We start from the raw sequence: 25,476 nt of genomic DNA on the forward strand, positions 1-25,476 counted from the left end.
ATTCACCCCCTCTATACGACCTCCCCTAGTAAATCGGCCATTTGCCACTATTCTGTAAAAGGCAAGGAACAGGGATCGAGTCGGCTTTTTCTGCCCGTCAGAAGCCTTTCGTGGGTTGGAGAAAGCGCTAAGCGATACGGCCCGGTCGAACTTTTCAAACCAGTCTGCATTTCTGATAATTGGTGCTGGCAGAAAGCCTTTATACAGTTCAATATTTGTCACAGAATTGACGCCAAGGATCTGGCTTGTTTGAGGCATGATGCGCGCCTATCAATTCAGGTTGAACATTTGGTCAGAGCGCTTGTCCTACCAGACATCCTGCGGCCAATCCCGAAAACCGCTCCCCTGAACTAACCGGTTAAATATATGCGCCCATTGAAACAGGCAATTTATTCCAGCCGTACGGCTGACAAGTTCGTCGTACGTCTGCCAGACGGAATGCGTGAACGCATTGCCGAGGTGGCTCGCAATCATCATCGCAGCATGAACTCCGAAATCATTGCGCGCCTTGAGCAGAGTCTTATTCAGGAAGGCGCACTGGGAGAAGAGTTGAGCATGCGCCTGGACAGCCCGGAGCTTTCCTTGCACGAACGGGAACTGCTGCAGCGCTTCCGCCAACTCTCCCATCGTCAGCAGAACGCCCTGGTTTCGCTGATCGCCCATGACGCTGAAATGGCCGCCGACGCGTCCTGATTCACCCAAAAAGCTCAAGCCAGCCTGATCGCTGGCTTTTTTTGCCTGAAATCCGGGCACAAAAAACCCGCCTGATGGCGGGTTTTAGTGAAACGGACTTTAGAGCAGGAAGATTGTCGCAAGCCCGAGGAAGATGAAAAAGCCGCCGCTGTCGGTCATGGCCGTGATCATCACACTGGCCCCCATTGCCGGATCGCGTCCCATCTTCGCCAGGGTCATCGGGATCAAGACCCCCATCAACGCCGCCAGCAACAGGTTGAGCGTCATCGCGGCGGTCATCACCACGCCCAATGACCAACTGCCATAGAGCAGGTAGGCAACCACACCGATCACCCCACCCCAGATCACGCCGTTGATCAGCGCTACCGCCAATTCCTTGCGCATCAGGCGCGAGGTATTGCCGGTGCTCACCTGGTCCAGCGCCATGGCCCGAACAATCATGGTGATGGTCTGGTTACCCGAGTTACCGCCGATCCCCGCCACGATCGGCATCAACGCCGCAAGCGCCACGAGCTTCTCGATCGAACCTTCAAACAAACCGATGACCCGAGAAGCCACGAACGCGGTAATCAGGTTGATCGCCAGCCAGGCCCAACGGTTACGCAGGGATTTCCAGACCGACGCAAAAATGTCTTCTTCTTCACGCAGACCCGCCATGTTGAGAACTTCGCTTTCGCTCTCTTCACGGATCAGGTCGACCATTTCATCGATGGTCAGACGGCCGATCAGCTTGCCGTTCTTGTCGACCACAGGCGCGGAGATCAAGTCGTAACGCTCGAACGCCTGAGCCGCATCGTAGGCGTCTTCGTCCGGGTGGAAACTCACCGGATCGCTGGCCATCACCTCGGAAACCTGTTTGTCCGGATCGTTGACCAGCAAACGCTTGATCGGCAACACGCCCTTGAGGACGCCGTCGTAATCGACCACGAACAGTTTGTCGGTGTGGCCCGGCAACTCCTTGAGACGACGCAGATAACGCAAGACCACTTCAAGGCTGACGTCCTCGCGGATGGTCACCATCTCGAAGTCCATCAACGCGCCGACCTGCTCCTCGTCGTAGGACAGTGCCGAACGCACGCGCTCGCGTTGTTGCTGGTCCAGGGTCTCCATGAGCTCATGGACGACGTCTCGCGGCAGCTCGGAGGCCAGGTCAGCGAGTTCGTCGGCATCCATGTCCTTGGCGGCTGCCAGGAGCTCGTGATCGTCCATGTCGGCGATCAGCGATTCACGGACCGAATCGGATACTTCAAGAAGGATGTCGCCGTCGCGATCGGCCTTGACCAGTTGCCAGAGCGTCAGACGATCGTCCAGCGGCAAGGCTTCAAGGATGTAGGCGACGTCGGCGGAGTGCAGGTCATCGAGTTTGCGCTGCAACTCGACGAGGTTCTGCCGGTGGACCAGGTTCTCGACCCGGTCATGATGCGGGCCTTCCTGGCGGTGAGTCAGGTCTTCTACCACTCGCTGGCGCTGCAGCAACTCAACCACCTGAGCCAGGCGATCCTGCAAGCTTTCCTGCGTTTTCTTTACTTCAACATCGGACATAGGCGAACTCCACTCCCAGCAGCGGGGCACGCCGGAAGGATCAATCAGTCAATTCATGATTGGTGAAACGGGGTACTGAGTAACTACTGGGTAAGTCCATGGAGGTATTCCACAAGCCCCGGCGGGGCTGACGGGCGCAATGATACACCGCCTGACGGTTTTAAACGTTAAAAAATCTTGGCTGAAACAAGCGCTTGCACAACAAACTTGAGCATCGTCCTGATCCATGAAAATGCGACGACGTATTCTGAAAAGAAAACACACCACCCTTCGAAAATTGTAGCCGCTACCCTTGAAAAGGAACGTCATGGAGGACGCCTGATGCCATCAGTTGCACAATTCTTTTTACTGCTCGGCCTGGTCAGCCCCTTGCCCCTGGCGCTCGCCACCACCGTTCAGCGCTGCGAGGCGGCCAATGGGCGCATTACTTTCACCACACTGAGTTGTGCCGCGGGAGAGAGTGTTTCACTTCAGGACGTCCGTGCTTTTACACCCGGCAGCACGATGGCGCTTATGCCGCCAGCCGAACCCCGTGAAACATCAGGAATGAAAATCCAAAGGAAAGAGCCGACCGTGGTCGGTCAGGCGCAGGACAAGTGCGGAAACCTGATCAGTGCCAGGCAGCGCCGGGAGGCGATCATCAATCAGCGAGTGGTCGCCGGCATGAGCCAGCAAGACGTCGAAAGCGCGCTCGGCAAGCCGGACAAGATCAGTATTCGCAATTCAGCCACGAGCTACCGCTACGACACCCAGCGAGGTCGCAGCGCACAGGTGGAGTTCGACGAGAGGGGATGCACGAAAGGAAAAGCCAAATCCCGGACGGCAAAAAGCCCGCATTAAATGCGGGCTTTCTGTTGTATGGTGCACTCGACAGGATTCGAACCTGTGACCGCTCGGTTCGTAGCCGAGTACTCTATCCAGCTGAGCTACGAGTGCATTTGTGTTTTTAGACCAGACCACAACTGGCTGAAGCCAAGTTACTTGCATTACTGCAACTAACTCTTAAATGGTGCACTCGACAGGATTCGAACCTGTGACCGCTCGGTTCGTAGCCGAGTACTCTATCCAGCTGAGCTACGAGTGCATTTGTTGCCGCGCATTATAGGCCGTCTAATCTCTATGTCAAGCACTTTTTCTAGTAATTTCAACAACTTACCGAAGAAGCCAGATTACAACGTACTACGCAAATAATGGCGGAGAACGGGGGATTCGAACCCCCGACACCCTTTTGAGGTGTACTCCCTTAGCAGGGGAGCGCCTTCGGCCACTCGGCCAGCTCTCCGCAACACGGGGCGTATATTAACCAGCTTCTTCCCCGTTTGCAAACATAAAAAACGATAAAAATTAATGGCTTGGTTCTTCGTCCTTCTCTTTCTTGATACGCAGGTAAATTTCCTCCCGGTGAACAGCTACCTCTTTGGGGGCATTAACACCGATGCGCACTTGATTTCCTTTGACGCCGAGCACGGTCACGGTGATTTCGCCATCACCGATAATCAGGCTTTCTGCACACCGACGAGTCAGAATCAGCATACCTTTCTCCTCACGCATTACATTTCAGGGACAACAGTCTGCAAAAAAAAGGCACTCGACCCACAACCGGAGCGGTCGCAGCCCTACATGCCTGAGTATTGACTAGCGCGAGCAAAAGAACAGCCTCGGGGGTCACGCCATTCAAAAAAACAAAAGGCGCGGTCAGACCGCGCCTTTTGGCAAACGCATCACTCGCCCTGGCGGGCCGGTGCGTCCAGTTCGAAAGCTGTGTGCAGAGCGCGCACAGCCAGTTCCAGGTACTTCTCTTCGATCACTACGGAGACTTTGATTTCCGACGTCGAGATCATCTGGATGTTGATGCTTTCCTTGGCCAGGGATTCGAACATGCGGCTGGCCACGCCTGCGTGAGAACGCATGCCAACGCCGACGATCGACACCTTGGCGATCTTGGTGTCGCCCACGACTTCACGGGCACCCAGCTCGCCAGCGGTCTTTTCCAGCACGGCTTGCGCCGCCTGGTAGTCGTTGCGGTGCACGGTGAAGGTGAAGTCGGTGGTGTTATCGTGCGCGACGTTCTGCACGATCATGTCGACTTCGATGTTCGCGGCACTGATCGGGCCGAGAATCTTGAAGGCAACGCCCGGGATGTCTGGCACGCCACGGATGGTCAGCTTGGCTTCATCGCGGTTGAAAGCGATACCGGAAATGATCGGCTGTTCCATGGTTTCCTCTTCATCAATAGTAATGAGGGTGCCCGGACCCTCCTTGAAGCTGTGCAGTACGCGCAGCGGAACGTTGTACTTGCCGGCGAACTCGACCGCGCGGATCTGCAGCACCTTGGAACCGAGGCTGGCCATTTCCAGCATCTCTTCGAAGGTGATCTTGTCCAGGCGCTGAGCCACGGACACTACACGCGGGTCGGTGGTGTAGACACCGTCGACGTCGGTGTAGATCTGGCATTCGTCAGCCTTCAGGGCTGCCGCCAGCGCCACGCCGGTGGTGTCGGAACCGCCACGACCGAGGGTGGTGATGTTGCCGTGCTCGTCGACGCCCTGGAAACCGGCGACAACCACCACACGACCTGCTTTCAGGTCACCGCGAATCTTCTGGTCATCAATCTGCAAGATACGCGCTTTATTGTGCGCGCTATCCGTCAGAATCCGCACCTGGTTGCCGGTGTACGACACCGCTGGCACGCCACGCTTGATCAGCGCCATGGCCAACAGGGCAATCGTCACCTGCTCACCGGTGGAGACGATCACGTCCAGCTCGCGCGGAACCGGTTGGCCGTCGCCACTGATTTGCTTGGCCAGATCGATCAGACGGTTGGTTTCGCCGCTCATTGCAGACAGCACAACCACCAGGTCATCGCCGGCATCGCGGAATTTCTTAACCTTGTCGGCGACCTGCTCGATTCTCTCGACAGTGCCGACCGAGGTGCCTCCAAATTTCTGTACGATCAAAGCCATTTCAAAGCCGCCTCTGCCCATGAAGGGCGCCCAAATAATCACTCAAACAGCGTTGCGGCCCACCACTAGACTGCGGGCCGCAAGTACTGCCTTATAGACCCTGCTCTACAAACGGAACGGTCAGGGCCAGTGCCGCATCCAGTGCGCCGGCGTCGGTACCGCCGCCTTGCGCCATGTCTGGACGACCACCACCCTTCCCGCCCACTGCCGCAGCGGCTTGCTTCATCAAATCACCGGCTTTGAGTTGGCCAGTCAGGTCTTTGGTTACGCCTGCAACCAGAACGACCTTTTCCTCATGGACACTGCCGAGCAGGATCACTGCGCGGCCGAGTTTGTTTTTCAGTTGATCGACCAGCGCCAGCAGCGCTTTGCCATCCTGACCGTCCAGACGCACGGCCAGCACTTTAACGTCCTTGACGTCCAGCGCCTGGGCCGACAGATCGTCGCCCGCGGCACTGGCAGCCCTGGCTTGCAACTGCTCGAGTTGCTTCTCCAGCAGACGGTTGCGCTCCAGCACAGCCGACAGCTTGTCGATCAGGTTGTCGCGGCTGCCCTTGACCAGGCTGGCCGCTTCCTTGAGTTGTTCTTCCGCCGCGTTCAAGTAGGCCAGCGCTTGCGCACCGGTGACGGCTTCGATACGACGTACGCCCGATGCCACACCGCCTTCGCTGATGATTTTCAGCAGGCCGATATCGCCGGTACGGTTGGCATGGATACCGCCGCACAGCTCAACGGAGAAATCGCCCATGCTCAGCACACGCACGTTGTCGCCGTATTTTTCGCCGAACAGCGCCATGGCGCCTTTCTGCTTGGCGGTTTCGATATCGGTTTCTTCGGTTTCGACTTCGGAGTTCTTGCGAATTTCGGCGTTGACGATGTCTTCCAGCGCTTTCAGCTGTTCAGGCTTGATGGCTTCGAAGTGGCTGAAGTCGAAGCGCAGGCGCTGACTGTCGACCAACGAGCCTTTCTGTTGAACGTGATCGCCCAGCACCTGGCGCAATGCAGCGTGCAGCAAGTGGGTCGCGGAGTGGTTCAACGACGTGGCGTGACGCACCTCGGCGTCAACGTGGGTCTCGACCGGCGCACCGACGATCAGGCTACCCGAATCCAGGATACCGTGGTGCAGGAATGCACCGCCGGTCTTGGTGGTGTCACGCACGTCGAAACGCGCACTGCCCGCCTGCAGGTAACCGCAATCACCGACCTGGCCACCGGACTCGGCGTAGAACGGCGTCTTGTCGAGAACGATCACGCCCTCATCGCCTTCGCTCAATACGTCGACCGACTGGCCATCTTTATACAGCGCAACGATTTTTGCGGAACCGCTGTGAGCGATGTAACCGGTGAACTCGGTGGCCACGTCAACCTTGACCAGGCTGTTGTAGTCCATGCCGAAGGAACTCGCGGAACGGGCACGGACGCGCTGGGCCTCCATTTCACGCTCGAAACCTTCTTCGTCGATGGTCAGGCTGCGCTCGCGAGCGATGTCGCCGGTCAGGTCCATCGGGAAGCCATAGGTGTCGTAGAGTTTGAACACTACGTCGCCCGGCACCACGTCGCCCTTGAGCTCAGCCAGATCCTGCTCGAGGATTTTCAGGCCTTGCTCCAGGGTCTTGGCGAATTGCTCTTCTTCGGCCTTCAACACGCGCTCGATGTGCGCCTGCTGGGATTTCAGCTCCGGGAACGCCTCGCCCATCTCGGCAACCAGGGCCGCGACGATCTGGTAGAAGAAGCTGCCCTTGGCGCCCAGCTTGTTACCGTGACGGCAGGCGCGACGGATGATCCGGCGCAGCACGTAGCCGCGGCCTTCGTTGGACGGCAGCACGCCGTCGGCGATCAGGAAGCCGCAGGAACGGATGTGGTCAGCCACCACTTTCAGCGAAGCCTGGGCGTCGTTGGTGCAGCCGATGGCCTTGGCCGAAGCGCTCAGCAGACTCTGGAACAGGTCGACTTCATAGTTCGAGTGAACGTGCTGCAGCACGGCACTGATCCGCTCCAGGCCCATGCCGGTGTCGACCGACGGCGCTGGCAGCGGGTGCAACACGCCATCGGCGGTGCGGTTGAACTGCATGAACACGTTGTTCCAGATTTCGATGTAACGGTCGCCGTCTTCTTCCGGCGAGCCCGGTGGGCCACCCCAGATGTCGGCACCGTGATCGTAGAAAATCTCGGTGCAAGGACCGCACGGGCCGGTATCGCCCATGGTCCAGAAGTTGTCGGAGGCGTACGGCGCGCCCTTGTTGTCGCCGATGCGCACCATACGCTCGGCCGGAACCCCGATTTCCTTGGTCCAGATGTCGTACGCCTCGTCATCGCTGGCGTAGACAGTGACCCAGAGCTTTTCCTTTGGCAGGTTCAGCCACTTGTCGGACGTCAGGAAGTTCCAGGCGTAGGTGATGGCGTCACGCTTGAAGTAGTCGCCGAAGCTGAAGTTACCCAGCATTTCGAAGAAGGTGTGGTGACGAGCGGTATAACCGACGTTTTCCAGGTCGTTGTGCTTGCCGCCGGCGCGCACGCATTTCTGGCTGCTGACGGCGCGGGTGTACGCGCGCTTTTCCTGGCCCAGGAAGCAGTCCTTGAACTGGTTCATCCCCGCGTTAGTGAACAGCAGGGTTGGGTCGTTGCCCGGAATCAAAGAGCTGGAGGCTACACGGGTGTGGCCTTGCTCTTCGAAGAAGCGAAGGAAGGCTTCACGGATTTCTGCGCTTTTCATTAGGTTCTTCCACGGAGGCTGCGGCCAAAGGCCTGTTCGAAACGTCAACAGACGAAGCGACGGCAAAGGGCCGCATTATATCGGCCCTGCGCGCGGGGTACAGCGTGTTTATACGATAGAAACGCTCAATTGGAGCGCTAACGCTATCACTTGCGCGAAAAGCCGACGAATGTCGCGACGACTTGCTCGATTTGCGCACGGCTGACGTCCATGTGCGTGACCATGCGCAGACGTGCGGCGGCACTGAGCTTGATCCCGCGCTCGACGGCAAAGGCCTTGATGGCCTCGGCCTGGTCGCCCATCTGCACGTAAACCATGTTGGTCTGCACCGGCTCGACCTCGAAGCCTGCCGCACGCAGGCCTTCGGCCAGGTATTGCGCATTGGCGTGGTCGTCGGCCAGGCGCTCTACGTTGTGATCCAGTGCATACAGGCCCGCCGCCGCCAGAATGCCGGCCTGACGCATGCCGCCGCCAACCATCTTGCGCAGTCGCCGGGCTTTGCCGATCAACTCGGCTGAGCCGCACAGCACCGAGCCGACCGGTGCACCCAAGCCTTTGGACAGGCACACCGAGACGGAATCGAAATGTTGGGTGATTTCCCGGGCATCCACGCCCAGTTTCACTGCCGCGTTGTAGAGGCGTGCGCCGTCCAGGTGCAGTTGCAAGCCATGCTCGCGGGTAAAACTGCGCGCCCGCGCCAGGTACTCCAACGGCAGGACCTTGCCTTGCATGGTGTTTTCCAGCGCCAGCAAACGGGTGCGGGCGAAATGGAAGTCATCCGGCTTGATCGCCGCTGCAACCTGCGCCAGGTCCAGCGAACCATCGGCCTGCACCTCCAGCGGCTGTGGCTGGATCGAGCCAAGCACCGCCGCGCCACCCCCTTCGTACTTATAAGTGTGGGCCTGCTGGCCGACGATGTACTCGTCCCCGCGCTCGCAGTGGGCCATCAACCCCAGCAGGTTGCTCATGGTGCCGGTCGGTACGAACAGTGCCGCGGCAAAACCCAGGCGCCTGGCCAGTTCGGCTTCCAGGTGATTGACCGTCGGATCTTCGCCATACACGTCATCGCCGGTGGCGGCCTTGGTCATTGCCTCGAGCATGCCGGCGCAAGGTTGGGTGACGGTGTCGCTGCGAAGATCGATAACGCTCATGAATCTGGCCTCGGTAAGCAGGGGAAATCCCTTTCAGGAAAGAATTACTGCGGGCATGGCGACGATTAATCAACCCTCGCGTAGGAAAAGGCCGATTAAACCAACGGAAAAGTCGATGACAATCATCCAAAAGGGGTCATGCGCATACCGGAAATATGTGATAAAAACGCTGCGCCGCCAAACATTCCGGCGGCAAAAACGTTCTCAGGGCGGGGTGCAACTCCCCACCGGCGGTAATTGCGCACAATGCGCATAGCCCGCGAGCGCTTGGTGACAGCACGGCTTCGGCGGTGCCTGGCAGCAAGGTCAGCAGACCCGGTGTGATCCCGGGGCCGACGGTCATAGTCCGGATGAAGAGAGAACGGGATTGACAACAAAGGGCCGTCCGCCGGCATTCGTGCGAGCGTGCGTACCCTCAGATCCCCTTCGATTCATAACGCCCTGTTTTTCACACAAACAGGAGTCAGAACATGCAACCCACCGCAATCGACAGCAAAAGCAAACACCATCACGGCGAGCGCGTTGCGTTCATCCAGGCCTGCTGGCACAAAGACATTGTCGACCAGAGCCGCAAAGGCTTCGTCGCCGAAATGATTGCCCAGGGTTATCAGGAGTCCGACATCGACTGCTTCGAAGTCGGCGGCGCCTTTGAAATGCCCCTGCACGCCAAGTTGCTGGCCAAGACCGGTCGTTATTCCGGCATCGTCGCGGCAGCCCTGGTGGTGGACGGCGGCATCTACCGTCACGAGTTCGTCGCCCAGTCGGTGGTCAGCGGCCTGATGCAGGTACAACTGGAAACCGAAGTGCCGGTGTTCTCGGTGTCCCTGACCCCGCACCACTTCCATGCCGGCGAAGAGCACCAGAAGTTCTTCTTCGAGCATTTCCTGCATAAAGGCCAGGAAGCGGCGAAGACCTGTGCGGATACGTTGCTGAAGATCCGTAGCCTGCGTCGCACTGAGCCGCGCGCAGTAGCCGTCTAAAGGCTAAGTGAGGTCTATGGCCTCACTCAAAACCAAATGTGGGAGCGGGCTTGCTCGCGAAAGCGGTGTAACAGTCACATCGATGCTGGATGTGCCACCGTCTTCGCGAGCAAGCCCGCTCCCACATTGGTTCTACGCTGATTTCAAGCCAGGTTTTCGTCGGTGGTCGGCACGACCAGGATGCCGGCACGCAAACCATTCTTCACCTTGGGGTTCGGGAAGATGATCCGGGCGCCCTCCTCCTCGATGATCCAGCGGGTGTTGGCGATGTCTTCCGCCAGCAGGTAGCCCACTTCCAGCTCCGAAAAGTTCTCGATGTCCGCTGGCAGGTTCAGGCGGAAGCTGTCGCTGTGCTTGATGATTTCCCGCGCCACGCTGTACAGCTGCAAACCGTCCAGTGCTTCTTCAGTCATTTCCGGCTCGGTGCCTTCGATGATCTGCTTGAGGCGCTTCTCCAGCAGCGAGACGTTGACCCCGGCGTTCTGACCGAACGGCCGCGCCTTGCCCAACTCCAGGGTAAAGGCCTCGGCACCCAGCTTGTCGTAGGTGTAGGCGCTGAACACGATAGACGGCTTGTTCTGCAGCAGCACCGCTTCCATGCCAGCGGCGCGCAAACGAGCCAGTTCCTGACGCGAATGCTGGCGGTCTTCTTTCCACGGGTACAAGGCGAATTGCTCGATTTTCGAGCCACGAATCGCCGTATGCAGGTCGTAATGCAGACGCTGACGGTCCGGCAGGCTGAAGAAACTCGCTGCCAAACGCTCCAGTTCACAGGCACGCAGGGCTTCGCAACCGCTGCTTTGTTCGTGACGACCGTTGAACAGCCGATTGACGTCCTGCTCGACGAAACGCTCGCCCTTGCGAATCGCTTCCGGGTTGCCGAACAGGAACAGGATACGTGCGCGCGGCTTCAAGTCGCCACGGGCAATGTCGTGCAACAGGCGATCGAGCAACTCGATCGGCGCTGTTTCGTTGCCATGGATCCCCGCCGACAGCAGCAGGTCCAGGCCATTGTCACGCGCTTCAGGTGGCCGGACTTCCAGCGCACCTTCGCTCAACCAGCGCATGCGCACGCCTTCGACAGTCAGTTGAGTCTTCTCCGCCGGTTCGCGGCCGGCGAGGGTCAGTTCAAGCAGTTTGCCGAGGGCGAGCATAGAGCGGTTTCCTTAGTGGTCGTGGTTGCAATCCGGGCCGTGAACGTGATCCTCGTCGTCGCCGAGTTCAGCCGGTTCCATCTCCAGTTGCAGACTTACCAGATTAGTCGCCAATGGGCGCAACAGCAGGTTGGCGTATTCGGCGTCGCCTTCTTCGACGTCCACGCCGATCAACAGTTGGCCGCGGCCGTCCTGCTGGATCCACAGCTCTTTGCCTTGCCACATGACCGCGACGCGGGTGCAGACAGTCGTCAGTTGCTCGCCGTCGGTGTCTTCAAGGATCAGCTGCAGGGTATCGCTCATGTCTTTACGCTCTCGTTTGAGATGAAGCAGCGCGCTGCCGTAGAAGGCGGCGCGCCGTCGATCAATTGATCTGGAATGGATAAACCGCGCCCAGTTTAAGGATTTGCGTCAGTTCATCCAGTGCCGTCCGGCACTCAAGCAGCAATTGCGGGTCCGCCAGATCGTTTTCGGTCATGCGGTCGCGGTAGTGCTTCTCGACCCATTCGGTCAGTGTGCCGTACAACGGTGCCGTCATGATAACCCCTGGGTTGACGGCCGCCAGTTCGGTTTCGTTGAGTGCGACGCGCAACCGCAGGCAAGCCGGGCCACCGCCGTTCTGCATGCTCTGCTTGAGATCGAAGACTTTCACTTCGCGGATCAGGCCGCCGGAGCTGGTCAAACCCTGCAAGTATTGCCAGACACGCTCGTTGCCACGGCATTCTTCCGGCACGATCAACAGCATGGAGCCGTCAGGACGCGACAGCAGCTGGCTATTGAACAGGTAGGAACGTACCGCGTCTTCCACGCTTACCGCGGAACGCGGTACGCAGACTGACTGAAATTTCCCACCGACTTTGGCGAGTTTGCTCTGCAATTCAGCGAGCATCTTCTCGGTCTCGAGGAACGCGTCCTCGTGATAGAACAGCACTTCGCCGTTACCGACCGCAATCACGTCGTTGTGGAACACGCCCTGGTCGATCACCGACGGGTTCTGCTGGGCGTAGACCACGCCGTCATCGCTCAAGCCATGCAAACGGGCTACGGCCTGGGACGCTTCGAGGGTCTGGCGCGCCGGGTACTTCTGCGGTGCCGGGTAGCGGGTGTCGAACGCGCTGCGGCCGAACACGAAGAACTCGACACCGGCTTCGCCGTATTCACGGCAGAAACGCGTGTGGTTGGCCGCGCCTTCGTCACCGAACTGCGCCACGGCTGGCAAGGCCGCATGGTGGGCGAAGTGTTTCTGGTCAGCGAACATCGCCCCCAGCACGCGGCTGGTGGTCGGGTGTTCGATGCTGCGGTGATATTTGCAGTTGAGGTTGGCGGCGGTGAAATGCACACGGCCGTCAGCGGTGTCGGCGCTCGGGCTGACGGTGGCGGCGTTGGCCACCCACATGCTCGAAGCCGAGCAACTGGCCACCAGCAGCGGCATCGCGTCTTTGGCAGCGCGCTCGATCACTTCAGCATCGGTGCCGCCAAAACCCAGGCGACGCAGTGCGGCCACATCCGGGCGCTCTTGCGGTGCCAGAACGCCTTGCTGGAAACCCATTTCCATCAGCGCTTTCATCTTTGCCAGGCCTTGCAGCGCCGCTTCCTTGGGGTTGGAAGACTGCTGGCTGTTGCTCTGGGACGCGACGTTGCCGTAGGACAGGCCGCCGTAGTTATGGGTCGGCCCCACTAGACCGTCAAAATTGACTTCATAGGATTTCATCAGCGAGGCTCCACGAGAATCTGTTGTTATGGCTTCAGTAACTAACTGTTCAGTGCGACCGAGTCGCGGCCTTCGCGGGCAAGCCCGCTCCCACAGGTTCAGCAGTGTTCACAAATTTTGTGTTCGACGCAGTCCTTGTGGGAGCGGGCTTGCCCGCGAATGGGCGTTACGCCATTTTCACGCCAGGCGTAAGGGCCGACGGCATCACCAGGCTCGGCGTTTCCAGCGAGGCCACCGGGTAAGCGCAGTAATCCGCCGCGTAGTAGGCGCTGGCGCGGTGGTTGCCCGAGGCGCCGACGCCGCCGAACGGCGCGCTGCTTGCGGCACCGGTCAGTTGCTTGTTCCAGTTGACGATACCGGCACGGCTTTCCAGCCAGAATTGCTGGTAACGCGCTTCGGAGTCCGACAGCAGACCGGCGGCCAGGCCGTAGGCGGTGTCGTTGGCTTCAGCGATCGCCGCTGCAAAATCAGCGTAGCGGATCACCTGCAGCAACGGGCCGAACAGCTCTTCGTCAGGACGATCGGCAACAGCGGACACGTCCAGGATGCCCGGGGTCAGCAAGGCCGATTGAGCCTGAGGCTGAGTCATTTCCAGCAGCGCCACGGCGCCGTTGGCCAGCAGATGTTCTTGCGCATCCATCAACGCTTTTGCCGCGCCAAGGGAAACCACCGAGCCCATGAACGGTGCCGGTTGCTGATCGAAAGCACCGACTTCGATCGTCGCGCTGACCGCCACCAGGCGCGCCAGCAGCGAGTCGCCCCAGGCGCCTTGTGGCACCAGCAAGCGACGGGCACAGGTGCAACGCTGGCCGGCGGAGATGAACGCCGACTGAATGATGGTGTAAACCGCGGCATCGAGGTCGGCGACCTGATCGACCACCAGCGGGTTGTTACCGCCCATCTCCAGCGCGAGGATCTTGTCCGGACGTCCGGCGAATTGCTGATGCAGGTGATTGCCGGTGCGGCTGGAACCGGTGAAGAACAGCCCGTCGATGCCCGGGTTCGCCGCCAGGGCGATGCCGGTTTCACGAGCGCCTTGCAGCAGGTTCAATACGCCGGCCGGCAGGCCAGCCTCGATCCAGCACTTGACCGTCAACTCGGCGACTTTCGGTGTCAGTTCGCTTGGCTTGAACAGCACGCTGTTACCGGCCAGCAGTGCCGGCACGATGTGGCCATTCGGCAGGTGCCCCGGGAAGTTGTAAGGACCAAACACCGCCACCACACCGTGTGGTTTGTGGCGCAGCACAGCGGTGGCATCGCCCAGTGGGCCGCTCTTCTCGCCGGTACGCTCGCGGTAGCTCTGCACCGAGATCGCGATCTTGTTGACCATGCTGGTGACTTCGGTCGCCGCTTCCCACAGGGGTTTGCCGGTTTCTTCGCCGATGGTGCGGGCCAGTTCGTCAGCGTGATTCTTCAGCGCTGCGGCAAAGGCTTCCAGTACCGAGATACGCTCTTCCAGGGTACGCCGCGCCCAGTCCGGGAACGCCTGACGCGCCGCTTGCACAGCCGACTCGACCTGAGCGGCGGTGGCGCCGACGCCGGACCACAGCACCTGCTGGGTCACCGGGTTCAGCGACTCGAAGGCTTCGCCCCCACCTGCCAGCCATTCACCTGCGATGTAAAGCGACTTCATTATTTCGACTCCCGAGCAGCGGACAACGCTACGGCGCGCACTTGATCGCCAGCGTTGAGTTGAAGACGTTTGGCGGTCTGCGGATCGACCACCAGGGTGCCGGCGGCCAGACGTGCCGGCGCAGCAGTGATGCGGCAGTCCTCGCGCTTGCGGTTGTGAATGATGAATGGCGTAGCGTCGTCACCCGGTGTGCCGACGGCCAGCACCAGTGCCTGGCTGTCACGCACGGCGCGGATCTTGCCGGTTTCGCACTCGATCGCCGGGCCCGCGTCAAAAATGTCGACGTAGCCCTGGTAGCTGAAACCTTCGCTCTTGAGCATGGCCAGCGCCGGTTCGGTGTCCGGGTGAACCTGACCGATCACGTTGCGTGCATCCGGCGACAGGAAGCAGGTGTACAGCGGGAATTTCGGCATCAGTTCGGCGATGAACGCCTTGTTGCCCACGCCGGTCAGGTAGTCAGCCTGGCTGAACTCCATCTTGAAGAAGTGCCGGCCCAGGCTTTCCCAGAACGGCGAACGCCCGGCCTCGTCGGAAACACCGCGCATTTCGGCAATGATCTTGTTGCCGAACAATTGCGGGAATTCGGCGATGAACAGCATCCGCGCCTTGGACAGCATGCGGCCGTTGAGGCCGCTACGGTAATCGGCGTGCAGGAACAGCGAGCACAGTTCGGAGTTGCCGGTCAGGTCGTTGGCCAGGAACAGCGTCGGGATTTCACGATAGATGTTCAGCTCTTGCGAAGCGCTGACCGTCAGACCGACCCGGAAGTTGTACCAGGGCTCACGCAGGCCGACGGCGCCGGCAATGGCGGAAATACCCACCACGCGAGCGTCGTCATCTTCGAGCACGAACAGGTAGTCCGCGTCGCCCCGCCCGGCTTCGCCGCGAAAGGTCTTCTCGGCCCAGCCGACCCGATGGGCCAGCCGCTCTTCGTTGGCCGGCAAGGTGGTCAGGCCGGTGCCGGTGCTGCGGGCCAGGTCGATCAGAGCGGGTAAATCGCTGCTGCGTACGGGACGAACGATCATGCTATCTCCTCAAACGGGCCGCTTGCGCCACCCGTGAAACTTCGCTGCTTTCTAAACAAGCAATCAGGCCAGGCCGCTGTTAAACCGCCACCAGGCGCACGCTGGCACCCTCGCCGACGCCCAGGGCCTCGGCCGCTTCCAGGTCCAGGGTCACCGGTTTGCCTGGCGCGTAATCGAGCTCAAGCATCACTGCGCGGTAATCCTGCAACTGGGCATTGGCGACCAGATACTGGCGACCGACGCCTTTGACCGGCTCGCCGATCTTCACCGGCACCACACGGCTCTGGGCGATCGAACGGATCCCCGAGACACGGGCATGCAGGGTCGGGCCACCATCGAAAATGTCGATGTAGTGATCGGTCTCGAAGCCTTCGCGCATCAGGATGTCGAAGGTGATCTGCGCCCGCGGGTGTACCTGGCCCATGGCTTCTTGCGCGGAGTCCGGCAGCAATGGCACGTAGATCGGGTAATGCGGCATCAGTTCGGCGAGGAACGTACGGCTTTTCAGCCCGCACAGACGCTCGGCTTCGGCGTAGTTGAGGTCGAAGAAGTTGCGACCGATGGCATCCCAGAATGGCGAGTCGCCGTTTTCATCGCTGTAACCGACGATCTCGGTCACCACGGAATCGGCAAAACGCTCCGGATGGCTGGCCACGAACAGCAAACGGCCACGGGAGTTGAGCTCCGACCACGGCGAACCCACCAGCTCGCGCTGCACATAGAAACTGGTCAGCAAGCTGTTGCCGGTCAGGTCATGGCACTGCGAGAGCACGTGGATCTTGTTGTGAATCTTCAACTCGCGGGAGGCGTGCACGAAGGTTTCGTTGCGGAAGCTGTAGAACGGCTCGGAATAACCGGCCGATGCCACAATGGCCGAGCAACCGACCAGCTTGCCGGTAGCAGAGTCTTCTAAGACGAAGAAATAGCTTTCCTCACCGTTGAAACTCACCTCAGCGGCGAACGAGGCTTCGCTTGCCGCGATCTTGTCGCTCAGGCGTTCAACGTCATCCGGCAAGGAAGTGACACCAATCGGACTGTCCGCAGCCAGACGCTGTACCTCGCCCAGATCAGCCATTTGCGCGGGGCGCATCACCAGCATGGTGTCACTCCTTAATCTCAGAACTTACAGAAGAAAAATCCCGGGCCATCTCCGCAGGAGACTGTGGGAGCGGGCTTGCTCGCGAAAGCGCTGGGTCAGACAGCAAAAATGTTGACTGATACACCGCTTTCGCGAGCAAGCCCGCTCCCACATTTGATCCGGCCCGGAACAAAAATTGGGTTCGACGCCTGACTTGCAGGCGTCGAAAGGACTATCAGGCTTGCGTCAGTTTTGCTGCGGCACGTTCGAAGCGGTCCAGACCAGCATCGATATCGGCGTCTTCCACCACCAGGCTCGGGGCGAAACGCACCACGTCCGGGCCGGCTTGCAGGACCATCAGGCCTTCTTGCTCAGCGGCGTTGAAGATGTCCTTGGCCTTGCCTTTCCAGGCATCGCTCAAGACGCAACCGATCAACAGGCCCATGCCACGAACCTTGGTGAACAGGCCGTATTTTTCGCCGATCTGCTCAAGGCGGGCCTTGAACTTGTCATGCTTGGCGTTGACGCCAGCCAGCACCTCAGGGGTGTTGATCACGTCGATCACGGCTTCCGCGACTGCACACGCCAGCGGGTTGCCGCCGTAAGTGGTGCCGTGGGTGCCGACGACCAGGTGCTTGGCCAGGTCTTCGGTGGTCAGCATCGCCGCGATCGGGAAACCGCCGCCCAGGCTCTTGGCGCTGGTCAGGATGTCCGGGATCACGCCGTAATGCTGGTAGGCGAACAGATGGCCGGTACGGCCCATGCCGGTTTGCACTTCGTCGAAAATCAGCAGCGCGTTGTGCGCGGTGCAGAGCTCGCGGGCACCTTGCAGGTATTCCAGTTCAGCCGGGATCACACCGCTTTCGCCCTGGATCGGTTCCAGCACCACGGCGCAAGTCTTGTCGGAAATGGCGGCTTTCAGCGCGGCCAGATCGTTGTACGGCACGTGGGAGATGCCGGTGATTTTCGGGCCGAAACCGTCGGAGTACTTCGACTGGCCACCGACGTTCACGGTGAACAGGGTACGGCCGTGGAAGCTGTTGAGCGCGGCGATGATCTCGTACTTCTCGCTGCCGAAACGGTCGAAACCGACACGACGGGCCAGCTTGAAGGCGGCCTCGTTGGCTTCGGCGCCGGAGTTGCAGAAGAAGGCGCGGTCGGCAAACGTGGCGTCGACCAACTTGTGCGCCAGGCGCAGGGCCGGCTCATTGGTGAACACGTTGGACACGTGCCACAGCTTGTTCGCCTGCTCGGTCAAGGCGCCGACCAGCGCCGGATGCGCGTGGCCCAGCACGTTAACGGCGATCCCGCCGGCGAAGTCGATCAGCTCGCGACCGGACTGGTCCCAAACGCGGGAACCGGCGCCACGCACAGGAATGAATGCGGCAGGCGCATAGTTGGGAACCATTACCTGATCGAAATCGGCGCGTTGTACCGCAGCGTGCTCAACGGACATCGGAGTCTCCTGAAGAGAAAACACTCGCCTGAAACTGGCGAGCTTGGTGAGGATTGTAAGGACAGTTTTCAGCCCGGCCTTGCCGCCAAGCGACAACTTCTTATAGCGCAAACCCCGGATTTTCCCGGGTTTACGGCAATGCGACATATAGGGTCGCAAAGGCGCAGTTTAACTGGCGGCGGGCGTTTGCGGCAGGCTTGCTGCGTTGTAACGCTTGCCAAGGGTCCGAGTGCGGTAAATATGTACCGCACAGCGTCCAGCTTCGCGGGTTTTCCTAGTGGTCTTTCACAGCCAACGGCCACTGACCCGATGATTACCGAATCCACTGCCACTATTGCCTCCGACGCTTTCAGGCCGGACGCTCATTTCCAGCATCTGCAGAATGTCATCCCCTCCTGGCTCCGTCAGGCGGCGCCGCACAGACGTGGGGCGCTGCGCAACATCACCCCCGCGCTGCCCGCCGGACTACGGAATGCGTCGAAACATCACCACACCGAACTCGCCAGGCTGATCGCCCGACAGGTCTCCAGCCAGAATCAGGTCGACAAGGCTCTGGCCAACCTGCAGAACCCCGCGGACTTCGCCGAACCGTTGCTCAAGGCCGAACTCAAGCGCCGCTTCGGCCTGGATGTGAATGTGCGCGAAACTTTTTTGCGCCTCTACCTGCCTGATCACCTGCCGTGGTTACGGCTGAAGTCGGGCGCTGCGCGCACCTGGACGGTATCGCTGCTGGACGCCGCACTACACAACTTCGAAAGTGCCGAGACCCGCTTCGATGCCTTTGAGCCTGCCTCGACGTACATCACCGCGCCGTCTTCCAACGGGCAATTCCTGACCTTGCCGCTGATCCTGGAAAAAATGCCTGTCACGGTATTTACCGGTATGTGCCGGGAACTCGACATTGGCCAACGCTATAAAACCTATCTGCAAGACAACCTGAGTATCGGCAACCCGGTGGACTCGGCGCTGCTGCAAGGGAAAATCCGCGACAGCCAGAAATCCGCAATCACCGCTGCATTACACCTGGCGCAGATGCAAAAACTCCTGGGCAGCGGCACCCACAGCCTGATTCTCGGCCTGCTCGACAACCTGCCGCATCTACGCCTGCACAAGCAGCCATGGCGCTGTCATGACCTGACGATCCTCAACGCGCGCCTCACCGGCATCCTGCTGTTTGCCCCGGACCTGGAGCGCGCCCGGGAAGTGGTTCGCGTGGTGGCTTATATACCGGGCGACCCCGAACAGCCGATCAAGGAATACCCCTCGTCCGCGGCCTTCGCCTCGGAACTGGGCCAGCGCCTGCGCGACCCCAGGTATCAACAGTTTTTCAGCCGCTTCATTAACCATGAGGATCGCGGTCACTTTTTCGCCCAGTTGAACCAGCTACTTGTCCCGATCACCTGGCAACCGGTCCAGCCAGGCGATTCTCGTCCGACCTGGCGGGAACAGCCCAACCCGCGCGCCGATCTGAAGATCGTGGCAACGCCTGTCACAGCAGAACTGTGGACTCACCTCTACCAGAGCAAGCTCGACAAGATCCTCAACGATGCGCGGGTGATCGCGGTGTCCACTGCAACGGTCGACCAGAAAGCCCGCTGGGCACTGTGGGATTCCTTCACGGAAATTGCCTCGGCACTGCTGAACATCGCCGCGTTCGTGGCACTGCCATTCGTGCCGTTTCTCGGCGAACTGATGCTGGGCTACATGGCCTACCAGTTGCTCGACGAAACCTTCGAAAGCGTGGTCGACTGGGCCGAGGGACAGAGTCGCGAGGCCTTCGGGCACTTGATGGGGGTGGTGGAGTCCGCATTGCAACTGGGGACCTTTGCCGCAGGGGGTGCGATCGCCGCCGGCGAGTTTCGCTCAGTATTGCCCCGGGAAATCGTTGAATTCATCGACCGCTTCAATACGGTAAAACGGCCTGACGGCGACACCCGCTACTGGCAGCCCGACCTGAGCACCTATGAACACCCTGCAGTGTTACCCAAGGATGCAAAACCGGATGAACTGGGGCTGCACCCGCATCAGGGCAAAAACCTGCTGCCCCTGGAAAACAAACACTACGCCGTGAGCAAGGACCCGCTAACCGGCGAGTACCGCATCGACCACCCCTCCCGCCCTGACGCCTACAAACCACAACTGCGACACAACGGCAGCGGTGCCTGGCAAACTGAACTCGACCAGCCGTTGAACTGGGACCAGTCCACCGTACTGCACCGTGTCGGCCCGGACATGCAGCGATTTTCGGCCAGCACCCGCGAGCGCATCCTCAACATCAGCGGCAGCCACGAAGATGTCCTGCGCAAGATGCACGTGAATACCGGAAAGGTGCCGCCGCTATTGGCCGACACACTCAAACGCTTCGGGATCGATCAGGACATACAAGCCTTTATCGATCAGATCGGCAGCGACCAGCCGGAACACTTCCTCAAGGCTGACCCGGTGACACAGCTGGAACTGCTCAATGAAAACGGCTACTGGCCAGCAGACAAAGGCCTGCGACTGCTCGACGACAATGCGCAAACCCTTTGGCAAAGCCCGGCGCCCGATGTGCCCGTCGTACAAATCGATACCGCCCGCCTCACCGACGGCGACCTGCTGAAAACCTTTCTCCTGACCCTGTCGGACAGCGAAGCCAGAACGCTGATGGGCGAAGAATTCGGCCACCCCTCCTCAACCCCCGAAAACCGGGCGCAGCGGTTGCGCAAGATACTCGCGCGGCTTGCCGAACAGAAACGGCAAGGCCTGTTCGATCAGCGTTATCGCAGACTCGAACATGGCGCTCGCGCAGCCGTACAAGTGGTCATGGATGCCGAGCCCGGACTGCCACGCAGCGTTGCACGAGCGATTGTGGACACAGCAAGCGACCTGGAACTGCAGCAGCTAAAAAACGCAACCATTGCCCCTCGCCTGGCCGAGCTGAGCCGGGAGGCCGGATTGCAAGTGCGCGTGACACGCGCCTACGAGGGGCTTGATTTGCCATCGACCGAGAACAACCTCGACACTGACCGGCTGGCCTTGCACACCCTGGAAAAACTGCCGGGCTGGACGGCAGAGCTACGCCTGGAAATCCGCCAGTACGCCCATGAGGGTCTCCTGATCGACAGCGTCGGCAGTGCCGACGCCCCCCCTGCGTAAGGTGTTGGTACTCAGAGAAGAAGGCTCGTATCAGGCGTTCGATCATGACGGCGAAGAACTCAGCGGCATGGGCTCGCTTTACACCTGCCTGCTACAGGCCATGCCGGACAGCGAACGCGCCGCCTTGAATCTGAATATCGGTGAAGGTGAACGGCTCAAGCAGTTGATTCGCCAGCACGCCTTGAGCCGTGATGCATTGCGCGCGCTGCTGATTCAACACCCCGAGCTCAAACCCACCTACGACCCAAAGGTGATGCGCTTGCTCGGTGGCAGTGACGGGTATCGTCGAATGCCAGGCAACACACCCACCTTGCAAACCCGGGCGCAGACACTGTTTCCCCATCTATCCGCTGAAGAGCTCGACGCCTTCGTCGAACGCCTGCAACTGCATCCCAGTGGACCGCGGGCAGAGCTGAGTCGGCTCATGGCTCAACACGCGCAACTGCTGGAGACGCTGTCGTCCTGGCGCGATGAAATTCCGCTGTTCATTCCAGACACGCCAATCAGGATCACTCCCGAACAGTTCGCGGCACAAAAGCAGGTCCGCCGACAATTCACCTTCGATCTGATGGACTGCTGGCGACAGCAATGGACCGTTCCCGATACCGCCCTTGAAACGGCCAACTTCAACTTCTTTCAACCCATCATCGGCCAATTGCCGACCCTGAGCACCGACTTCAGCGGTGTCACAATGCTGACCCTGGAAGGCAGTAGTGCCACGCGAGGCGTGCATGAGTTTCTGCGCAGTTTTACCGGTTTACGCATCCTGAAACTGCGCAACTTCAGCCTTGGCCACTTGCCGGACACCCTTGCATCGCTGCAACTCGAAGAACTCATTCTGAGCAATTGCGCGATCACTCTCAGCCCCGAAAGCCGGCTCGAACTCTCAGGCCTGCATCGGTTGACCACTCTGGACTTATTCAACAACCCCTTGGGCCTGGCACCCGATGTCGGCAGCATGCCCGATTTGAATTACATCGATTTATCGCAGACGGGCATCACTGAACTCCCACGCGACTTGTTGACTCGACCGCGCCTGCGCACCGCCCTGCTCAATGACAACCAGATCAACGAGTTGCCCGGCGCACTGTTCACATTGCAACAAAGCACCCAGGAGGGCTTCGACCTGGGCAACAATCCGTTTTCCAGCGCAACCCGTGAACGCCTCAAACAGCACTTCCAGCAGACCCGTCAAGACTTCGGTATCTACGCCGAAGAAGCGGATATCCTCCGCGCGCAGGCGCTGTACCCCTGGATGGACCAGGAAGATGCCAGCAAATTCGTCTACCAACTGCCCGGGACCCTGGATGAGGGGCGAGTCGAACTGACACGCCTGGAGGCAGAACTCGTCACCCTGGAGAACGACCTGTCCGCTTGGACCGTCGATATCCCTGCCGTCCACCCTCACAGCAATCAACCATTCACTGCCCAGCAACTGCAGATCGAACATTCGACGCGGGACGCATTCAGAGAGTCCGTACTGCGCTGCTGGCGCCGGGAAAGCGATCTGGATGATTTCAACGATTCGCTGCAGACGATTACTTATGATCTGAGCCTGGAGACGCGGATTACCGGTCACCTGCCGACACTGAGCGCAGACTTCAGCCATGTTTCCCTGGTCTACCTGAGTAGCGAGAACGGCCTGACCACAAGTGTCACCGGGTTCCTCGAGCGTTTCCCCAAACTCAAGACCCTGGTTATCAACGACTTCAGGCTGGGCGATATCCCGGAGGCGATCTTCCGGATGAGCGATTTGACGTCGCTCAACCTCCTCGACTGCAACATCACACTGACCCCGCAGTCGGTCCTGAACCTGGCCGAGATGGTCCGCCTGGAATTCATCGACCTGAGAAACAATACGCTGGGTCTGGCTCCGGATATCAGCCAGATGGCGGACCTGACGACCCTGCAACTGGACAACTGCGGGCTCACCGAATTACCTGCTGGACTGTTGCAGCTCAAGAGCCTGGAAACCGTAGACCTGAGCGGTAACGCGATCAGCCGGATACCCACCGACATCCTCGAACTGCCGCTGGAGGTCGCCGAAAGCATCAGCCTGCGGGGCAATCCGCTCTCGGAAGAAAGCCTGCAAATTCTGCTTGAGTACTTCAGGCTGACCAGCGTCGACTTCGGCGTTCAGGAGGTGATCGAACGGGCAGAGTTGGAAGTGTCTTCTTCCAGTGAACCCGATCCGGACGAGTGATCGCCATCAGGCGCGGATCAACCGCGCTCCGGCGGCACCGATGACAATTCGAACGGGCTGCTGCTGCGCCGCTGGTTGCGATCTTCCCGCGGCGTGGCACCGAAGAAATTGCGGTAGGCGCTGGAAAAATGCGGCCCCGAGGAGAAGCCACAGGACAGGCCGATCTGGATGATCGACTTGCTGGTTTGCATCAACATCTGCCGGGCCTTGCTCAGGCGCAGTTCCAGGTAGTACTGGCTCGGCACACGGTTGAGGTATTGCTTGAAGATCCGCTCCAGTTGCCGGCGGGACACGCACACGTGCTGGGCGATTTCGTCGGTGGTCAGCGGCTCCTCGATGTTGGCTTCCATCAGCAACACGGCTTGGGTGAGCTTCGGATGGCTGGAACCGAGGCGGTTCTGCAACGGAATGCGCTGGCGTTCGCCGCCCTCGCGGATGCGCTCGACCACCAGCTCTTCGGACACCGCACCGGCCAGTTCCGCACCGTGGTCGCGGGCCAGCACGGCCAGCAACAAATCGAGCACCGACATGCCGCCGCACGCGGTCAGGCGATCACGATCCCAGTCGAACAGGTGACTGGTGGCGATGACCTTCGGAAAGCGCTCGGCAAAATCGTCCTGCCAGCGCCAATGCACGGCCGCGCGATAACCGTCGAGCAAGCCCAGTTGTGCCAGCGGATAAACACCGGCCGACAAACCGCCGATCACGCAACCGGAACGCACCAGTTGCTTGAGCGCACTGCTGAGCGCCGGCGCCAGTGCGGTCGGTGGCTCGTCAGCGAGCAGGAACAGTTTCTGGAAGTTCTCGAGCTTGCCGGTCCACGCCTCACCCGGCAATTGCCAGGCACTTTCGGCCGGCGCTTCGGCCTGCAGGAACGACAACTCGTAAACCACGTCCGGATGCACACGCTGGGCAACACGCAAGGCCTCCTCAGCCAGCGCAAGCGTCAGTGCTTTAGTGCTGGGCCAAATCAGGAAACCAATTCGATGGGCAGTCATGGTGGGCAATCCGAAGCGGAGAACAGTGATGAAGGCATGGGCCAATGCTAGCCCGTAAATGAACGCAAATCTCAGAACCAACAGAGATCAAATGTGGGAGCGGGCTTGCTCGCGAAAGCGGTGGATCAGTCGACATCTGCGTTGAATGTCACACCGCATTCGCGAGCAAGCCCGCTCCCACAGGGGATCGGGGCCAGCCTCCAGGCTGCGAAGCATGCACTATCCCAGTGCACAACGGCAGTCCTGATTACTTCAGGCTACCCGAGAGGAATTGCTGCAAACGCTCCGATTGCGGGTTCACCAGCACTTCGCGCGGGTTGCCGCTTTCTTCGACCACACCTTTATGCAGGAACACCAACTGGTTCGACACTTCACGGGCAAAGCCCATTTCGTGGGTCACCACGACCATGGTCCGGCCTTCCTGGGCCAGAGCCTGCATGACTTTCAACACGTCGCCGACCAGCTCCGGGTCGAGGGCCGAGGTCGGTTCGTCGAACAGCATCACCTCAGGCTCCATCGCCAGCGCACGGGCAATCGCCACGCGCTGCTGCTCGCCACCGGACATGTGGCCAGGGTAAGCGTCCTTGCGATGGGCCACGCCTACCTTGTTCAGGTAGTGCTCGGCCTTGTCGCGTGCTTCAGCCTTGGACATGCCCAGTACATGCACCGGCGCTTCCATGATGTTTTCCAGCGCGGTCATGTGCGACCACAGGTTGAAATGCTGGAACACCATCGACAGGCGCGAACGCATGCGTTGCAGCTGCTTCGGATCGGCAGCCTTGAGCGCGCCGTCCTTGTTCGCCACCAGCTTCAGCTCTTCGTTGTTGAGCAGGATCTTGCCCGCGTGCGGCTGCTCCAGCAGGTTGATGCAACGCAGGAAAGTACTTTTGCCGGAGCCACTGGAACCGATGATGCTGATCACATCGCCGGCTGCCGCTTTCAGGGACACGCCCTTGAGCACTTCGTGACTGCCATAGCGTTTATGCAGGTCTTGGACTTCAAGTTTGTACATGCTGTCGGTTCTCACAAAAACAGTCA

Annotated in this window: 19 protein-coding genes, 3 tRNA genes and 1 riboswitch; of the genes, 5 read left to right on the top strand and 17 right to left on the bottom strand. The window is 59.9% G+C overall.

Going from position 1 to position 25,476, the window contains the following annotated elements; all coding sequences use genetic code 11:
* Positions 1 to 366: 366 nt before the first annotated feature.
* On the top strand, positions 367 to 693 hold the full coding sequence (locus KGB28_RS17410) for an Arc family DNA-binding protein (RefSeq protein WP_003178899.1): 327 nt from the start codon (positions 367 to 369) through the stop codon (positions 691 to 693).
* A gap of 99 nt (positions 694 to 792) precedes the next feature.
* On the opposite strand, the gene mgtE is transcribed toward KGB28_RS17410, so the two are convergent.
* Entirely contained in the window at positions 793 to 2,235 is a 1,443-nt protein-coding gene (gene mgtE, locus KGB28_RS17415) for a magnesium transporter (protein ID WP_103397747.1), read from the bottom strand.
* A 321-nt stretch (positions 2,236 to 2,556) separates the two neighbouring features.
* On the opposite strand from mgtE, the gene KGB28_RS17420 reads away from it, so the two are divergent.
* On the top strand, positions 2,557 to 3,075 hold the full coding sequence (locus KGB28_RS17420; protein WP_223446695.1) for a cell envelope protein SmpA: 519 nt from the start codon (positions 2,557 to 2,559) through the stop codon (positions 3,073 to 3,075).
* A gap of 19 nt (positions 3,076 to 3,094) precedes the next feature.
* Here the strand turns inward: KGB28_RS17420 and KGB28_RS17425 are convergent.
* The 7 genes from KGB28_RS17425 to ltaE all read right to left on the bottom strand — a co-directional run bounded on the left by KGB28_RS17425 (position 3,095) and on the right by ltaE (position 9,062).
* Positions 3,095 to 3,171 (bottom strand) — tRNA-Arg (locus KGB28_RS17425).
* Between the two features lie 71 nt (positions 3,172 to 3,242).
* Positions 3,243 to 3,319: transfer RNA gene (locus KGB28_RS17430), tRNA-Arg, on the bottom strand.
* A 107-nt stretch (positions 3,320 to 3,426) separates the two neighbouring features.
* A tRNA-Ser gene (locus tag KGB28_RS17435) sits at positions 3,427 to 3,517 on the bottom strand.
* A 62-nt stretch (positions 3,518 to 3,579) separates the two neighbouring features.
* Positions 3,580 to 3,768, bottom strand: coding sequence for a carbon storage regulator CsrA (gene csrA / locus KGB28_RS17440; RefSeq protein ID WP_002554426.1), 189 nt, complete (start codon positions 3,766 to 3,768; stop codon positions 3,580 to 3,582).
* A 188-nt stretch (positions 3,769 to 3,956) separates the two neighbouring features.
* Entirely contained in the window at positions 3,957 to 5,198 is a 1,242-nt protein-coding gene (locus tag KGB28_RS17445; protein ID WP_007971040.1) for an aspartate kinase, read from the bottom strand.
* A 91-nt stretch (positions 5,199 to 5,289) separates the two neighbouring features.
* On the bottom strand, positions 5,290 to 7,911 hold the full coding sequence (gene alaS / locus KGB28_RS17450; RefSeq protein ID WP_223446634.1) for an alanine--tRNA ligase: 2,622 nt from the start codon (positions 7,909 to 7,911) through the stop codon (positions 5,290 to 5,292).
* A gap of 146 nt (positions 7,912 to 8,057) precedes the next feature.
* Complete coding sequence (ltaE, locus tag KGB28_RS17455; protein ID WP_223446636.1) at positions 8,058 to 9,062, bottom strand: low-specificity L-threonine aldolase; 1,005 nt, start codon at positions 9,060 to 9,062, stop codon at positions 8,058 to 8,060.
* 196 nt (positions 9,063 to 9,258) lie between these two features.
* Positions 9,259 to 9,429, top strand: a riboswitch (FMN riboswitch).
* Positions 9,430 to 9,532: 103 nt separating this feature from the next.
* Here ltaE and KGB28_RS17460 point away from each other — a divergent pair.
* Positions 9,533 to 10,042, top strand: a complete 510-nt coding sequence (locus tag KGB28_RS17460) for a 6,7-dimethyl-8-ribityllumazine synthase (protein WP_223446638.1) — start codon at positions 9,533 to 9,535, stop codon at positions 10,040 to 10,042.
* A 143-nt stretch (positions 10,043 to 10,185) separates the two neighbouring features.
* On the opposite strand, the gene astE is transcribed toward KGB28_RS17460, so the two are convergent.
* The 7 genes from astE to KGB28_RS17495 form a co-directional block, all read right to left on the bottom strand.
* Positions 10,186 to 11,196 carry a succinylglutamate desuccinylase gene (gene astE / locus KGB28_RS17465; protein ID WP_223446640.1) on the bottom strand — a complete coding sequence of 337 codons (1,011 nt, stop codon included), beginning with the start codon at positions 11,194 to 11,196 and terminating at the stop codon, positions 10,186 to 10,188.
* A 12-nt stretch (positions 11,197 to 11,208) separates the two neighbouring features.
* Entirely contained in the window at positions 11,209 to 11,499 is a 291-nt protein-coding gene (locus KGB28_RS17470; protein WP_223446642.1) for a topoisomerase II, read from the bottom strand.
* 61 nt (positions 11,500 to 11,560) lie between these two features.
* Positions 11,561 to 12,907 carry an N-succinylarginine dihydrolase gene (astB, locus tag KGB28_RS17475; RefSeq protein ID WP_223446644.1) on the bottom strand — a complete coding sequence of 449 codons (1,347 nt, stop codon included), beginning with the start codon at positions 12,905 to 12,907 and terminating at the stop codon, positions 11,561 to 11,563.
* A 166-nt stretch (positions 12,908 to 13,073) separates the two neighbouring features.
* A complete protein-coding gene (gene astD / locus KGB28_RS17480; protein ID WP_223446697.1) occupies positions 13,074 to 14,543 on the bottom strand; it encodes a succinylglutamate-semialdehyde dehydrogenase in 1,470 nt (489 codons plus the stop codon).
* A complete protein-coding gene (gene astA / locus KGB28_RS17485; RefSeq protein ID WP_110658819.1) occupies positions 14,540 to 15,565 on the bottom strand; it encodes an arginine N-succinyltransferase in 1,026 nt (341 codons plus the stop codon). The genes astD and astA overlap by 4 nt, the downstream gene beginning before the upstream one ends.
* Positions 15,566 to 15,644: 79 nt before the next feature.
* The gene (gene aruF, locus KGB28_RS17490; protein ID WP_046042322.1) at positions 15,645 to 16,664 is read right to left on the bottom strand and encodes an arginine/ornithine succinyltransferase subunit alpha; all 1,020 of its coding nucleotides are present in this window, start codon (positions 16,662 to 16,664) and stop codon (positions 15,645 to 15,647) included.
* Between the two features lie 214 nt (positions 16,665 to 16,878).
* Positions 16,879 to 18,099 (bottom strand): aspartate aminotransferase family protein, encoded by a 1,221-nt coding sequence (locus tag KGB28_RS17495; protein WP_150756321.1) that lies wholly within the window; start codon positions 18,097 to 18,099, stop codon positions 16,879 to 16,881.
* A 309-nt stretch (positions 18,100 to 18,408) separates the two neighbouring features.
* On the opposite strand from KGB28_RS17495, the gene KGB28_RS31695 reads away from it, so the two are divergent.
* Positions 18,409 to 21,237, top strand: coding sequence for a dermonecrotic toxin domain-containing protein (locus KGB28_RS31695; RefSeq protein WP_317853307.1), 2,829 nt, complete (start codon positions 18,409 to 18,411; stop codon positions 21,235 to 21,237).
* Positions 21,215 to 23,440, top strand: a complete 2,226-nt coding sequence (locus tag KGB28_RS31700; protein ID WP_317853308.1) for a hypothetical protein — start codon at positions 21,215 to 21,217, stop codon at positions 23,438 to 23,440. The genes KGB28_RS31695 and KGB28_RS31700 overlap by 23 nt, the downstream gene beginning before the upstream one ends.
* A 17-nt stretch (positions 23,441 to 23,457) precedes the next feature.
* Here the strand turns inward: KGB28_RS31700 and argR are convergent, their stop codons facing one another.
* Both argR and KGB28_RS17510 read right to left on the bottom strand, forming a co-directional pair.
* Entirely contained in the window at positions 23,458 to 24,438 is a 981-nt protein-coding gene (argR, locus tag KGB28_RS17505) for a transcriptional regulator ArgR (protein ID WP_223446646.1), read from the bottom strand.
* A 247-nt stretch (positions 24,439 to 24,685) separates the two neighbouring features.
* Positions 24,686 to 25,450, bottom strand: a complete 765-nt coding sequence (locus tag KGB28_RS17510; RefSeq protein ID WP_056724137.1) for an ABC transporter ATP-binding protein — start codon at positions 25,448 to 25,450, stop codon at positions 24,686 to 24,688.
* Positions 25,451 to 25,476: the final 26 nt, after the last annotated feature.

The sequence above is a fragment of the Pseudomonas sp. BF-R-19 genome, from assembly GCF_019956445.1.
Lineage (GTDB): Bacteria > Pseudomonadota > Gammaproteobacteria > Pseudomonadales > Pseudomonadaceae > Aquipseudomonas > Aquipseudomonas fluorescens_BH.